The organism is Asticcacaulis sp. P2_B1, assembly GCF_056404915.1.
This window is the reverse complement of the sequence record NZ_JBFUDD010000018.1, coordinates 15,058-29,142: the sequence shown is the minus strand read 5'-3', so window position 1 is coordinate 29,142 and position 14,085 is coordinate 15,058. Positions and strand designations below refer to the sequence as shown.

At 62.3% G+C, this 14,085-nt stretch carries 12 protein-coding genes; 6 read left to right on the top strand and 6 right to left on the bottom strand.

Annotation, left to right across the window (positions count from 1 at the left end; all coding sequences use genetic code 11):
• Positions 1-63: 63 nt before the first annotated feature.
• The 3 genes from AC1DX3_RS22805 to AC1DX3_RS22795 all read left to right on the top strand — a co-directional run bounded on the left by AC1DX3_RS22805 (position 64) and on the right by AC1DX3_RS22795 (position 2,831).
• Positions 64-987, top strand: a complete 924-nt coding sequence (locus AC1DX3_RS22805; RefSeq protein WP_476991654.1) for a site-specific tyrosine recombinase — start codon at positions 64-66, stop codon at positions 985-987.
• Positions 988-1,105: 118 nt separating this feature from the next.
• Positions 1,106-2,062 carry an acetyl-CoA carboxylase carboxyltransferase subunit alpha gene (locus AC1DX3_RS22800; RefSeq protein ID WP_476991709.1) on the top strand — a complete coding sequence of 319 codons (957 nt, stop codon included), beginning with the start codon at positions 1,106-1,108 and terminating at the stop codon, positions 2,060-2,062.
• Positions 2,063-2,162: 100 nt separating this feature from the next.
• A complete protein-coding gene (locus AC1DX3_RS22795) occupies positions 2,163-2,831 on the top strand; it encodes a hypothetical protein (protein WP_476991653.1) in 669 nt (222 codons plus the stop codon).
• Here the strand turns inward: AC1DX3_RS22795 and AC1DX3_RS22790 are convergent.
• On the bottom strand, positions 2,828-3,703 hold the full coding sequence (locus tag AC1DX3_RS22790) for a mechanosensitive ion channel family protein (RefSeq protein ID WP_476991652.1): 876 nt from the start codon (positions 3,701-3,703) through the stop codon (positions 2,828-2,830). The two genes, AC1DX3_RS22795 and AC1DX3_RS22790, sit on opposite strands and share 4 nt — an antisense overlap.
• Positions 3,700-4,164, bottom strand: a complete 465-nt coding sequence (gene tadA / locus AC1DX3_RS22785; RefSeq protein ID WP_476991651.1) for a tRNA adenosine(34) deaminase TadA — start codon at positions 4,162-4,164, stop codon at positions 3,700-3,702. The genes AC1DX3_RS22790 and tadA overlap by 4 nt, the downstream gene beginning before the upstream one ends.
• Before the next feature lie 56 nt (positions 4,165-4,220).
• Between tadA and AC1DX3_RS22780 the strand changes: the two genes are divergently transcribed.
• The 3 genes from AC1DX3_RS22780 to AC1DX3_RS22770 all read left to right on the top strand — a co-directional run bounded on the left by AC1DX3_RS22780 (position 4,221) and on the right by AC1DX3_RS22770 (position 7,391).
• The gene (locus AC1DX3_RS22780; RefSeq protein WP_476991650.1) at positions 4,221-6,467 is read left to right on the top strand and encodes a pseudouridine synthase; all 2,247 of its coding nucleotides are present in this window, start codon (positions 4,221-4,223) and stop codon (positions 6,465-6,467) included.
• A gap of 3 nt (positions 6,468-6,470) precedes the next feature.
• Complete coding sequence (gene rsmD / locus AC1DX3_RS22775) at positions 6,471-7,046, top strand: 16S rRNA (guanine(966)-N(2))-methyltransferase RsmD (protein ID WP_476991649.1); 576 nt, start codon at positions 6,471-6,473, stop codon at positions 7,044-7,046.
• Between the two features lie 195 nt (positions 7,047-7,241).
• On the top strand, positions 7,242-7,391 hold the full coding sequence (locus AC1DX3_RS22770) for a hypothetical protein (protein WP_476991648.1): 150 nt from the start codon (positions 7,242-7,244) through the stop codon (positions 7,389-7,391).
• Between the two features lie 326 nt (positions 7,392-7,717).
• Here the strand turns inward: AC1DX3_RS22770 and cobA are convergent, their stop codons facing one another.
• Genes cobA through nirB form a run of 4 tightly spaced genes read right to left on the bottom strand, consistent with a single transcriptional unit; the run spans position 7,718 to position 13,975 of the window.
• Positions 7,718-8,491: a uroporphyrinogen-III C-methyltransferase gene (gene cobA, locus AC1DX3_RS22765; RefSeq protein WP_476991647.1), complete on the bottom strand. Its 774-nt coding sequence runs from the start codon at positions 8,489-8,491 to the stop codon at positions 7,718-7,720.
• Positions 8,481-11,162 (bottom strand): nitrate reductase, encoded by a 2,682-nt coding sequence (locus tag AC1DX3_RS22760; protein ID WP_476991646.1) that lies wholly within the window; start codon positions 11,160-11,162, stop codon positions 8,481-8,483. The genes cobA and AC1DX3_RS22760 overlap by 11 nt, the downstream gene beginning before the upstream one ends.
• 3 nt (positions 11,163-11,165) lie before the next feature.
• Positions 11,166-11,501, bottom strand: coding sequence for a nitrite reductase small subunit NirD (gene nirD / locus AC1DX3_RS22755; protein ID WP_476991645.1), 336 nt, complete (start codon positions 11,499-11,501; stop codon positions 11,166-11,168).
• Positions 11,498-13,975 (bottom strand): nitrite reductase large subunit NirB, encoded by a 2,478-nt coding sequence (nirB, locus tag AC1DX3_RS22750; protein ID WP_476991644.1) that lies wholly within the window; start codon positions 13,973-13,975, stop codon positions 11,498-11,500. The genes nirD and nirB overlap by 4 nt, the downstream gene beginning before the upstream one ends.
• Between the last annotated feature and the right edge of the window lie 110 nt (positions 13,976-14,085).

The window sequence follows — 14,085 nt, the reverse complement described above, 5'->3', positions numbered from 1 at the left end:
GAAACTTTACACGATATTAGGGGGGCTTTGCCAGAGTGAACCGTAATTTAAGGATAGAAGACCATGGCCGGCGCGCGTTTCGATCCCTTGCGGCAGTTTCTGCAGATGATGGCGGTCGAACGCAATGCCGCCAAACCGACGCTTGAAGCCTATGGCCGCGACATCACCGACCTGGCCGATTCCTTAAGCGTCAGCGGCACCGGCCTTCTCGATTTAGGCGAAAACGACGTGGCGCGCTATTTCGAAGGTTTGAGCGAACGCGGCCTGTCGTCGGCATCCCTGCAACGCAAACGCTCGGCCGTGCGGCAATTCTATCGTTTCTGCGTTGCCGAAAACCTGATGACCGCCGACCCCAGCCGCAAGATTGCCGCGGCGCGCAAGGGTCTGAAACTGCCCAAGATTTTATCGCGCGACGAGGTTGACGCCCTTATCAAGGCGGCCGACGAAAAGGATGCCCACCAGGCGATCCGCCTGCAATGTCTCATCGAGATGGCCTATGCCTCGGGCATGCGCATTTCCGAATTGGTCGGCTTGCGGCTCGATGCCGTCGTGCGCGATCCGGCCTTCCTGATCGTCAAGGGCAAGGGCGGCGTTGAACGCCTGGTGCCGCTCAACCCCTCCGCGCGCCTGGCCATTAAAGACTATCTCGACATCCGCGACCTGTTCGTCGGCGCGAAAGACAAGAACAATGTCTTCCTCTTCGCATCGCGCGGCGCCGAAGGCCATCTGACGCGCCGCCGCGTCGGCCAATTACTCGACGAAGCCGCCGACAATGCCGGCATTGATCGCGCCCGCGTCAGTCCGCACGTCCTTCGCCACGCCTTCGCCACCCATCTGCTGGAAGGCGGGGCCGATCTGCGCGTGGTGCAGACCCTGCTGGGTCACGCCGATATCTCGACGACCCAGATCTACACCCATGTCGCCGGTGAGCGCCTGCGCGAAGTCGTCGAAAGCCACCATCCGCTGGCCAAAAGCCGAGCGGGCTAAAATTCCACATTGCAAGAATCCACTTTGACGCCGCGAAACTTGCTGTTAAAGGCGATCTCCCTTATTCGGTATTGGAAATTAACGCCGCAGGCGCACAATTAGGGCTGGTGAGAGCGATCTGATGCGACATTATCTCGAATTCGAGCGGCCGATTGCCGACCTGGAAGCCAAGATCGAAGAGTTGTCCGCCCTGTCACAGAGCGGTGGCGCCGATCTCGAGGTCGAACTGCAGGCCCTGCGCGATCGCACCGAAGTGCTGCGCCGCGAGACCTATGCGCGTCTGGAACCCTGGCAAAAGACCCAGGTCGCCCGCCATCCTGAACGCCCGCACCTGGTCGACTATATTACCGGCCTGATCACCGAATTCGTCGAATTGCGCGGCGATCGCAAGTTCGGCGACGATCAAGCCATTGTCGGCGGCTTGGGCCGCTTCCGCGGTCAAGGCGTCGTCGTCATGGGCCACGAAAAGGGTTATGATACGGCCACCCGCCTGAAGCACAATTTTGGCATGGCCCGCCCCGAAGGCTACCGCAAGGCCGTGCGCCTGATGGAAATGGCCGAACAGTTCGGTCTGCCGGTCCTGACCTTCGTCGACACCGCCGGCGCCTATCCCGGCATCGGCGCCGAAGAACGCGGCCAGGCTGAGGCCATTGCGCGCTCGACTGAAAAGGGCCTCACCCTGCGTGTGCCGATGATTGCCACGGTGACGGGCGAGGGCGGCTCAGGCGGCRCCATCGCGCTGGCCGCCGCCAACCGCGTGCTGATTCTCGAACATTCGATCTATAGCGTCATCTCCCCCGAAGGCGCCGCCTCGATCCTGTGGAAGGACGGCGCCCGCGCCAAGGATGCCGCCGACCGCATGAAGATCACGGCGCCCGACCTGTTGAAAATGGGCATTGTCGACCGCGTCGTCGAAGAGCCCGCCGGCGGCGCCCATTCGCATCCCGACACCATGATCGACGCCTTGGGCGATATCTTGGAAGAAGAACTGAAGGCGCTCAGCTATCTGTCGGCCGATCAATTGGTCGAACAAAGGGCGCAACGTTTCTACGATATCGGTCGCAAGGGCATTTAACCCTCTTATGCGCTCCTGATTTTTGTGGGCATAAATCAAGCTTGTTCCTGACAGAGGGATTTATCTACCCTCCGGCGAATCCCGAAACCGGAGATTTGTCATGCGCCTTTCCCTTATTGCCACCACCTTTTTAACGGCGCTGGACGTTGCCGCGTTGCTTCCCGTCACAGCGTCGGCCGCTGAGCCCGATTTCGCAGGTGTGCGCGCCAGTACCCTGGGGCTTGGCGCCGAGTTCGGCCTCAAGCTCAACGACCATGTCACCGTGCGCGCCCTGGCCAATGGCTACAACTACAATTACGATACCACGACCGACGACATCCACTACGATGGCAAGCTCAAGCTGGGTTCCTTTGGCGCCCAGGTCGATTATCGTTTTGTGGCTGATGGCCCGCTCTATGTCACGGCCGGCCTCTATGCCAACGACAACAATATTCGGGCCCGCGCCCGGCCGACCCAGGACACCGACGTCGGCGGAGTCACCTTTACGCCGACCCAGATCGGCACCTTGACCAGCGACGCCAAGTTCAAGGATACGGCGCCCTACCTCGGCATCGGTGCCCGATGGCCGGTCGGCGTCGTCGAAATCAATCTTGAAGCCGGCGCCTATTTCCAGGGCAAGCCCAAGGTCACCCTGACCTCGGACGGTACTTACGCCAACAATTCCACCTACCAAGAAGCGTTGGAACGCGAGCGGCAGAACCTGCAGGACGATGTCGACGACTTCAGCACCTATCCGGTCGTGGCGTTGGGCCTCCGTTATAAATTCTAGGACTCTTTCGTAATCGCCACTTGATGCGGGTAGGGGATGTCGATCCCCGCCTGATCCAGCGCCTGTTTGATGGCGATGATCAGTTGCGTCCGCGCGTGCAGGGCATTGGCAGGCAAGACCCAGATCCAAACGCGGACCGTAATGCCGCTGGCGGCAAAGTCGGCCAGGCTGACCTGCGCTTCATGGGCCGACATCTGGTCGGGTTGCGCCTTGGCGACATCCAGCAGCAGGGCCAGGGCCGCGTTCAAATCGCTGTCGTAACCGATGTCGAAACGCAGATCGATCTTGACGGCGGCATTGGTCGAAACGTTGATGATCTCGTTGGCGAACACTTTCGAATTGGGTACGAAGACGCGGACATTATCGGCATTATTGATCTCGGTACTGAACAATCCCAGACGATGAACCCGCCCCTGGACTTCACCGATATGGACATTGTCGCCGATGCGATAGGGCTTGGTGAACAGGATCATCAATCCCGCCGCGACATTGCCGAGCGTACCCTGCAAGGCCAGGCCGATCGACAAAGACGCCGCGCCCAACACGGTAATGAACGACGCCGTCTCGATTCCCAGACGGTTCATCACGGCCACGAAACCGAGCGTCAGAATCATCCAGCGCACGACCTGGGCCATGAATTCCGGGAAGGTGCGGTCGGCGTCATTGGGCACGAAGCGTCGCGCCAGCTTCTTGACGCCATTATAGACCCAGGTCGAGACAAACAGGGTGACGACGAGAATGATCAGCGCCGTAATGACGTGGGCCAGAAAATCGGATCGCGATGTCGCGGTCGCCCACCAGGCATGGGCTTCGTCGGCGGTCTTGTTGAGGTCGGTCTTCATGCCGCCCAGGCCCAGGGCTTTGGTCATCATGGCTTGGCGCGCCTTTCCTTGAAAAATGCCTTGAGCAGGTCGCGGCTGTCGTCGCTTAAAACGCCCGATATCACGTCGGGGCGCCAATGACAGGTCGGTTGCGTGAAAAATTGCGGACCATGTTCGACGGCGCCGCCCTTGGCGTCGGGCGCCCCATAGATCAACCGTGCGATGCGGGCATGGGAGATGGCGCCGGCACACATGGCGCAGGGTTCCAGGGTGACGTAGAGGCTGAGACCCGTCAGGCGATAATTGCCGACGGCCTGGCCGGCGGCGCGCAAAGCCAGGATTTCGGCATGGGCGCACGGGTCGTTTAACCCTATTGGCGAATTTCTTGCTGCCGATATGACGGTTTTACTTGACGGATCGAAGATTAAAGCGCCAATCGGCACTTCACCGGCCAAGGCAGCTTCACGCGCCTTGTCCAGCGCCGCCTGCATGTAGGTTTCGTCGTCAGTCATATGGACTAAAAGACGGCCTTCGCTCCCGGCGTCAAGTACATTTAGGAAGATACACCGTGACCCAAGACAGTAACGCTGGAGAGCGTAACGACGACGAATTCATGCCGCAGGGCGATCAAGAGCCGGCTCGGGAACCGACCGAGGCCGAGCTTGCCGCCGCCAAGGTGGCGCAGGAAATCGCTGACGGCCACCGCTATATGCCGCAGGACATGCGCGACGCTCGCGAGGCTGCCGGCAAGAAGCCGGAACGGCCGAAAAAGCCCGAACGTTCGCTGAAATCCATGACGCCCAATGCCGGCGAGCGCATCGCCAAGGTCCTGGCGCGTGCCGGCTTGGCCTCGCGCCGCGAAATCGAGCGCCTGATCGGCCTCGGCAAGATCGCCGTCAACGGCCGCATCCTCGAAACGCCTGCCGTACTGGTCAATGCGTCCGACGTCATCACCGTCGACGGTCAGGAAATCGGCAAGGCCGAACCGACTCGCCTGTGGCGCTACCATAAGCCGGTCGGCCTGGTGACCACCGAGCGCGACCCGGAAGGCCGCCCGACCGTGTTCGACAAGCTGCCGTCGGACCTGCCGCGCGTGCTGAAGGTCGGCCGCCTCGATCTCAATTCCGAGGGTTTGCTACTCTTGACCAATGACGGCGAACTGGCCCGTGCCCTGGAACTGCCGTCGTCGGGCTGGGTGCGGCGCTATCGCGCCCGTGCGCTGGGGCACACCACCCAGGCCCGTCTTGACAGCCTGAAGGACGGCACGACCGTCGAAGGCGTCATCTATGGCCCCATCGAAGCCACGCTCGACAAGATGCAGGAAAAGGCCGACGGCCGCGCCAATGTGTGGATCACGGTCGCCATCACCGAAGGCAAGAACCGTGAAGTCCGTAAGGTGCTGGAATCGATCGGCTTGAAGGTCAACCGCCTGATCCGCCTGGCCTATGGCCCGTTCCAACTCGGCAATCTCGAGCCCGGTGAGGTCGAAGAAGTCGGCCCGCGCGTCATTCGGGAACTGCTGTCGGAAGTCGTGCCGTTGAAGAACCTGCCGCCGGAAGGCGCGTCGCAAACCCAAGCCCGGCCGGCCTCGCGTTTCTCGCGCGACAAGACCGATACGCGTTCGGCGCCGGAAGGCCGCCGCGGCGGTGGCGATCGGTTTGAGAAACCGAAATTCGGTGATAAGCTCAGATATGGCGACAAGCCGGCCTTCGGCGACAAGCCGAGATTCTCGGACAAGCCGCGCAGGGACTTCGCTGAGAAGCGCGAATATAAGGAACGCGATTTCGACGCCCGTCCGCGCTTCGAAGGCGATGGCGAGGCGCGCGACCGCAAGCCGACCAGCGAACGCGATTTCGTAGCCAAGCCGCGTTATGACAATGACCGGCCCAAGCGCGACTACGGTGACAAGCCAGCGTTCAAGAAGCCCTATGCGTCGCGCGACGGTGCTGCCGCCGGCGAACGCAAACCCTATGGCGACAAGCCGGGTTTCAAAAAGCCCTATACGCCACGCAGCGACGTGCCGGCCGGCGAGGCGGGCGCCTATGAGCGCGCCAAGCGTGAATTCGGCGGTGATCGTCAACGCGACGCCGGTTTCAGAGACGATAGGCCGAAGCGAGACTACGGTGACCGTCCGAAGGGAGATCATCCCGCCTTCAAGAAGCCCTACGCGCCGCGTGAGGGCGCCGAAGGCGGTGAGCGCCGTTCGTACGTGAAACCCAACCGCGAGGGCTCAGACCGGCCCTCCGGTGGCTTCAACAAGCCTTATGCTTCCAGGGCTGAGGGCGGCGAGAGAAGCTCTTACGCCGACCGTCCTCGGGACGAACGCCCGAAGCGCGATTACGGTGACAAGCCGCAAGGCGCCCGATCGAGTGAAGGCCGGCCAGCCTTCAAGAAGCCCTATGCCTCGCGTGACGGGGCTGAGCGTACCTCCTACGGCGATCGTCCGAAGCGCGACTATGGTGATCGTCCGCAAGGCGCCAACGCTTCAGAAGGTCGCCCGGCGTTCAAGAAATCCTATGCGCCGCGTGACGGAGCGGCGGGCGGTGAGCGCAAGCCCTATGGTGACAAGCCGGGTGGTTACAAGCGTGAAGGCGAAGCGCGCGGTCCCAAGCGCGAATACGCCCCGCGTGAAGGCGGCGAACGCAAGAGCTATGGTGACAAGCCGCGCGCCAGCAGCGGTCCGCGTCCCGCCGGTGGTGGTTATAAGGGCAAGCCGTCAGGTGACCGTCCATCCGGCGCCCGTCCTTCTGGGGCCCGTCCTTCTGGCACTCGTCCGGCGGGTGGCAAGCCCCCGTTCAAGCCACGCCGCGACTAAGCGATGCGTATCGTCGGTGGCCGGTTTAAGGGGCGCACCCTAGTGACTCCGGACGGGCAAAACACCCGTCCGACGTCCGACCGTGCCCGCGAGGCCATATTCAATGTGTTGGCCCATGCCGAGTGGGCGCCGGACCTCGATGGCGCCCGCGTCATGGATGTCTTCGCCGGCTCCGGCGCGCTGGGGTTCGAAGCCCTGTCACGCGGCGCCCGCTTCTGCCTGTTCGTCGAAACCGACGATGCGGCGCGTGGCGCAATTCGGGACAATGTCGAAACCTTCGGCCTGTTTGGCACAACGCGTGTCCATAGGCGGGACGCTACGCAGTTGGGACCACGTCCCGGTTCCCAAGCCGAAGCTTTCGACGTGGTTTTCCTCGATCCGCCCTATCGCAAAGGCTTGGGCGAGAAGGCTTTGGAGGCCTTAATCAGTGGAAATTGGTTGTCGGAAAATGCCATAATCGTCTTTGAAAGGGCGGCCGACGAGGATGATTTTGTCACAGGGGTGTGGGATAAAATCAACACCAAAATCTATGGCGCGGCGCAGGTTTTGTTTCTGAAACAAAAAATTTTTAATTCCTAAATATCTGTTTTTATTAAATAAAAATACCATAAAGAAAGCGCAAGTGGCAAAATGGGCGCATTGGTTAAAATTATATATTGACGCCTTTGGGTTCTTATCCACAATATGTCCTTAACAAGGCGTTAAGTGCAAATCGAGGCATAAAAATTGCTCGGCGCCTGGTAAGTGAAACTACAAAAACTAGGGGTCTAAGTGATGGAATACCAAGCTGCTCATGCGGTAAAAACCAAAGCGTCGAAGAGACGTCCCGATGCGTTGAAGCTTCTGCTGATCGCGGGTTTGAGCGTCCAGGCATGGGGCGTTGTAATGGGCCTCGGTCTCATCATCCTCAATCTGACACATTAAGTTACTGTCCGCCTGCTGCCCTTCGGCCGCGGGTTTTTTTGTAATTGTTTCAGGTTGAAAACCGCTCGGCTCGTAATGCGAGCCGGCGGTTGCTGTTTATGACGATCAACGAACGGTTTCTGCTCTGTGGCGCTGCCGAGGCGTAATCTGCAGACATGCCAAAGAGCGCTTTCCTGCCTACCGCTCTCTATTCGGAGCGTCGGTTTTCTTTGAATAAGCTTCAGCTGCTCCGAAAGCCGCCAGCAGCCATATCGGACACGGATGGCGATGAGGTGAACTCATGCGCTGTCGGTATCAGTCCTTCGTTTTGCAACTGTCTTGTGCGGTCACGCCTGCTTGGCCATGGCGTTGACTTGCGGCAGGCGTGCGTGGCGAAACGCATCGCCGACACCCATCAGAACCGGGCCCTCGAAGGCGGCGGCCTTGACCAGGCTCGCCAGCTCATGCAGGCAACCGCCCAAAGCCTTGGCATTGGCGCGGCCGGCGTTTTCGATAATAACCACAGGCGTCCGTGGTGACCGTTCGGCGCGCAGCAGATGGGCCTGGATATCGGCGGCATTGTGCGACGACATGTAGAAAACCAGGCTGGCTTCCGGATCGTTGAACAGGCTGTCGCGGAAATCGATCGAGCCGTCACGCGTCCGTCCGGTGACGAAGGACACCGAGCGCGCCTCGCCTCGGTGAGTCAGGGGAAATTCGAACTGCGCCGCCGCCGCCGAGGCCGCCGTTACGCCCGGAAGGGTCTTGTGGCTGATGCCGTGGGCATCGAGATATTGCCGTTCCTCTTCAACACGGCCGAAGACCGACGGATCGCCGCCTTTCAGGCGCACGACATGCAGGCCGCGCTGGACCAGTTTCACCATCAAGGCATTGGTATTGTCCTGGCTAATGCTGAGACGGTCGCCGCGCTTGCCGACGCAGATCTTGACGCAGCGCGCCGGCGCCAGGGCCAGGATGTCTTCGCTGACCAGGGCGTCATACAGCAGGGCCTGGGCCGATTTGAGGGCTTTGAGGGCGCCCAGGGTCAGGTGGTCGGCATCGCCGGGGCCGGCGCCGACCAGGGTGACCGAACCGCGGGGGGCGAAGAGATTATGCAGCATGGGCGTTCTCCTTGGGAGTGGCGGCGTACCTGACAAGGCATTGTTTCAATTCGCCCTTGCACGAGCCACAGGCCGTGCCGGCGGTGGTGGCGTCGCCGATGGTCTCGACGGTGAGGGCGCCGTCATGGATGGCGGCTTCGATGGTCTTTTGACCGACGCTGCGGCAGGCGCAGACGATTTTGCCCTTGTCGGCTACGCCCGGCAGGCGGCCGATCAACAGGGCGGCGCGGTCCTTGCCGTCCAGCACCAGGTCGCCGAAGCGCTCCAGCAGCCAATCGCGCGGCGGCAGGCGCTTATCGATGGGAGCGACAAAGGCGACGCCGGTCAGGCGGCCGTCCTCGAGGCGGACGCGGCGGCTGACGCCGGTCTTGACATCGTCGAGGCTGAGGACCGTGCCCGCGATCAGGCGGCTGACCGCGACGGCGTCGATGCCGGCGATCTCGACACAGTCAGCGAAGTCGTGGCTTGACCGGCGCCATACGACGTCCGGGCCGAAGTCGGGCAGGGCGGCGTCGAAGTCGCGCGGCGTCATGACAAACCCGTGCCAGGCTTCGTTATAGGCGCTGACCTGCGCAGGCGTGTGCTTGAATTCCGGCTGGCCGGATTGGGCGTCGACTGCCGGATTGATCAGCTGGTTCGAACGGCCGAAGGGGGCGAACGATTTCGTCCAATGCATGGGGACGCTTAAACTGCCTTCGCGGACATCGTCGCTGACGCGCGCCTTCAGGATCGCCTCGCCATAGGCCGTGGTGACGCAGGCCAGGCGGCCGTCCTTGATGCCGAGACGCCGCGCGTCCTTCGGGTGGATGTCGAGCAGGGGCTCACTGATATGGCGGTTCAGTTCCGGCGCCAGGGCGGTGCGCGTCAGGGTATGCCAGTGATCGCGGACACGGGCGCTATTGAGGCTGAACGGAAAATCCGGCGTCGTGGCATTGGCCGGACCGACCGACTTGACGCCGATCAGGCGAGCGCGGCCGGACGGCGTAGCGAAACGGCCGTCGGCGAAGAGACGATTGGTCGAACCGCTCTGGGTAAACGGCCAACGGGTCGGCGCCAGATTGTCATATGTTTCGCGCGTCAAGCCGGCAAAGCCGCTGAGATTGAAGAAGCGCTGGCCCGTGTTTTCAAAAGCGGTCAAGCGGGCATGTTCGGCAAAGACCTCGTCCGGGCCATGCCAGTTGAAGGCTTCGTCCCAGGCGCTGTTCATACGGCGGGCGACCTCGGCGATGATCGCCCAATCGGGACGGACATTGCCGGGCAGGATGGTCATGCGGCGTTGACGCGAGATGACGCGCTCGGAATTGGTGACGGTGCCGTCCTTTTCGCCCCACGCCGCGGCCGGGAGCTGGATATGCGCCATGTCCATCGTGTCGGTGCGGGCGATAACGTCGGAGACCACGACCAGTTCGCACAGGCTGAGGGCCTCGTGGATCTTGTTGGTGTCGGGCATGGAGACCAAAGGATTGGTCGCCATGATCCAGATCGCCTTGATCTTGCCCGTGCGCACGGCCTCGAACATGTCGACCGCCTTGAGGCCGGGCTTCGGCGCGATGGTCGGCGATTGCCAGTAGCGCTGGACCAGGGACTTCGAGGCGTCGTCGAAATCCATATGCGCCGCCAGCATGTTGGCCAGGCCGCCGACCTCGCGGCCGCCCATGGCATTGGGCTGGCCGGTGATCGAAAACGGCGCGGCCCCCGGCTTGCCGATCTTGCCCGAGAGCAGGTGGGCATTGATCAGCGCCAGCCCCTTTTGCACGCCCTGGGCCGATTGGTTCGAACCCTGGCTGAACAGGCTGACCACTTTCGGCGTGTGCAAAAAGGCGTTGTAAAAGGTCTTGAGATCGGCCGGCGAGATACCGCAATCCTCGGCGATCGCCTCCAGGCTCTGATCGTCCTCGCTCAGGCTGGCGACCAGGCGGCTATAGCCCTGGGTGTGCTGGTCGATAAAGTCGTGATCGATGGCGTCGCGGGCGATCAGGTGGGCGCACAGCCCGTTCCACAGCCGGACATCGGTTTGCGGCTTGATCATCAGGTGCAGGTCTGCGGCCTTGGCAGTATCGGTGCGCTTGGGGTCGATGCAGATGCGCATCTGGCCCTCGCGCGCCTCGATCCGGCGATACAGCACCGGGTGCGTCCAGGCGGCGTTGTGGCCGGAAAAGACGATCAGGTCGGCTTCGGTCAGGTCGTCATAAGTGCCCGGCACGAGATCGGCGCCGAAGGCCTGTTTGTGCGCCGCCACGGCCGACGACATGCACAGGCGCGAATTGGTGTCGACATTGGCCGTGCCGATATAACCCTTGGCCAGCTTGTTGACGGCGTAATAGTCTTCGGTCAGCAGCTGACCCGAGACGTAGAAGGCAACCGCGTCGGGGCCGTGCTCGTTGATGACGGCGTTGAACTTCTGTGCCACGGTCTCCAGGGCTTCGTCCCAGGCAACGGTTTCGAATTGCCCATTCCGGCGCATCCGGGGTTCCAGCAGCCGGCCTTCGAGGCCGAACGTATTGCCGAGCGCAATGCCCTTCGAACACAGCCGCCCGTGATTGGCCGGGTGGCTTTCGTCGCCCTTGACCGTCATGGTGCGGCCGCCGCTCAGTTCCGCCTTCACGCCACAGCCGACCCCGCAATAGGGGCAGGTCGTCTTTTTCGTGACGGTGGTGGCGGACTCAAACATGGCTTAGAAATTCAACCCCAACAAAATGCGGCCTTCGTGGATTTGCAGCGGCACGGTCGGCGTGCAGCCCTTGCCGGCGTCTGCCCCCAGGGCCTCACCGCTTTCCAGCGAGATCGACCAGTTGTGCAGCGGGCAGGCGATGGCGCGGCCGTGGACGATACCTTCCGACAGGGGGCCGCCCTTGTGCGGGCACTTGTCGAAGACGGCGTAATATTCGTCGGCGACGGTACGAAAGACCGCGATCGGTCCCATGATCGTCTCGACGCGGCGGGCGCTTTGCGGAGCGACTTCGATGGCGGCGCCGACATCGGTCCAGTTTATGATGACGTTGGCGTTCATTCGGCGGGTTCCGGTTGCATTACGCCGTCACGAAGGTCGGCGAGCGGTGAAAAGACCTTGGCGGGGGCGGACATGGGCGCATGTTCGGCCCACGGATCGACCTGATAGATGGCTTGGGATTCGAGGAAGCGGGCGACCAGGGCGGCGCGCGTTTCAGGTTCGGCAAGGCCGTCCTTGACGAACTGCAAACCGACACGTTCGATCCACGGCGCCGTGCGTTCCAGATACCAGGCGTCTTCGCGATAGAGCTGGACGAAGGCCATCGACCAGTCGATCGCTTCCTGCTCGGTCGCCACCTTGGTCAGCAGATCGGTGCCACGCAGGTGGATGCCGGCATTGCCGCCAACATGCAGCTCATAGCCGCTGTCGACGCAGACGACGCCGAAGTCCTTGATCGTCGCTTCGGCGCAGTTGCGCGGGCAACCCGATACGGCCATCTTGAACTTGTGCGGCATGTAGCTGCCCCAGGTGTGCTGCTCCAGCTTGATGCCCAGTCCCGTCGAGTCCTGGGTGCCGAAGCGACACCATTCCGAACCGACGCAGGTCTTCACCGTACGCAGCGCCTTGGCATAGGCGTGGCCGGAGACCATGCCGGCAGCATTGAGGTCGGCCCAGACGGCCGGCAGGTCCTGCTTCTTGATGCCGAACAGGTCGAGGCGTTGACCGCCCGTGACCTTGACCATCGGCACGTCGAACTTGTCGACGACGTCGGCAATGGCGCGCAGCTCCTTGGCAGAGGTTACCCCGCCCCACATACGCGGCACGACGGAATAGGTGCCGTCTTTTTGGATGTTGGCGTGGTTGCGTTCATTGACGAAGCGCGAGCGCGGATCGTCATGATATTCGCGCGGCCAGGCGCACAGCAGGTAATAGTTGAGCGCCGGGCGGCACGACGAACAGCCGTCGGGCGTCGTCCAGGCCATGGCCTGCATGACGTCGGGAATGGTCTTGAGTTCCATCTCGATGATGGCTTCGCGGACGCGCTGATGGCCGTGTGACGTGCACTTGCACATCGGCTTGGGACCGGTCTGCGCCTTGAAGGCGTCGCCCAGCGTGCATTTCAGCAGGCTTTCGACGATGCCGGTGCACGAACCGCAACTGGCGCTGGCCTTGCAGCCGCCGCGCACCTTGTCGAGGCTGTCGGCGCCACCGCAAATCGCTTCAACCACCTGGCCCTTGGAAACGCCATTGCACCCGCACACTTCGGTGTCGTCGGGCCATGCTGCAATGGCGCTAGAAGGGTCCTGGCCGGCCAGGGCATGCGTGACGGCCTGGCCGAAGATCAGGGTGTCGCGAACGTCCGCGACGCTGTCGCCCTTCTTCATCAGGTCGAAATACCAGCCGCCGTCGGTGGCTTCACCGAACAGGACCGTGCCGACCAGCTGGTCGTCCTTGATGACGATGCGTTTGTAAACGCCGCGCGCCGGATCGCGGAAGACGATGTCCTCGCAGCCTTCGCCGCCGCCGAACTGGCCGGCGGAGAACAGGTCGACGCCGGAAACCTTCAGGCGGGTCGCCATTTGCGAACCGGTATAGGCGGCCTCGACATTCTTTTCCGTCAGGACGTCGGCGAGGGTGCGGCACATGTCCCAGATCGGCGCCACCAGGCCGTAGCATTGGCCGCGATGCTGGGCGCATTCGCCGATGGCGAAGATGTCGGGATCGGAGGTGCGCATCTGGTCGTCGACGACGACGCCGCGTTCGACCACCAGGCCGGACGACTTGGCCGGCTCGACGTGGGGGCGGATGCCGACGGCCATGACCAGCAGCGAGGCGGGAATGATGCGGCCATCCTTCAGCTTCAGGCCCTCGACATGGGTTTCACCGACAATGGCTTCGGACTGGGCGTTGAGGACCGAGATGACGCCGCGGTCCAACAGAGCCTTTTCGAGCAGGCGGCCGGCGGCTTCGTCGAGCTGGCGTTCCATCAGCACGTCGACCAGATGGATAACGGTCGATTTCATGCCGCGCTTGGCCAGGCCGTAGGCGGCTTCGAGGCCGAGCAAACCGCCGCCGATGACAACCGCTTCACCGCCGCGGTTGGCCGCCGCGGTCATCAGGTCGACATCCAGCAGGTCGCGGAAGGCGACGACGCCGTGCAGGTCGGAGCCGGGCAGGGGCAGGCGGATCGGGTCGGAGCCCATGGCCAGGATCAGCTTGTCGTAAGCAATGGTCTGGCTGTCGTGCAGGACGACATGTTTGGCAACGGTGTCGATCGACTGCACCCAGTAACCGAAGTGGGTCTTGACGCGATTGGCGTCGTACCAGGCCTGGGAGTGGGTGACGATGTCGTCAAAGGTCTTCTCGCCGGCGAGGACGGGCGAGAGCTGGATGCGGTCATAGGTGGCGCAGGCTTCGGCGCCGATGATCGAAATCTCGAACCGGCTGTCGTCGCGCTTGAGAATTTCCTCGACGATACGGCCGCCGGCCATGCCGGCTCCGATAACCACTATGCGCTCTTTGTGAACGGTCATGTTGAACCCTAAAGCAAAAAAAAGAGCCCCGAACCGCGCCACTCAATTGCTTGAGCGGCCGGTTCGGGACTCCATTGTCCTGATGGTGCATCGCAAAACCGCCATTGGTC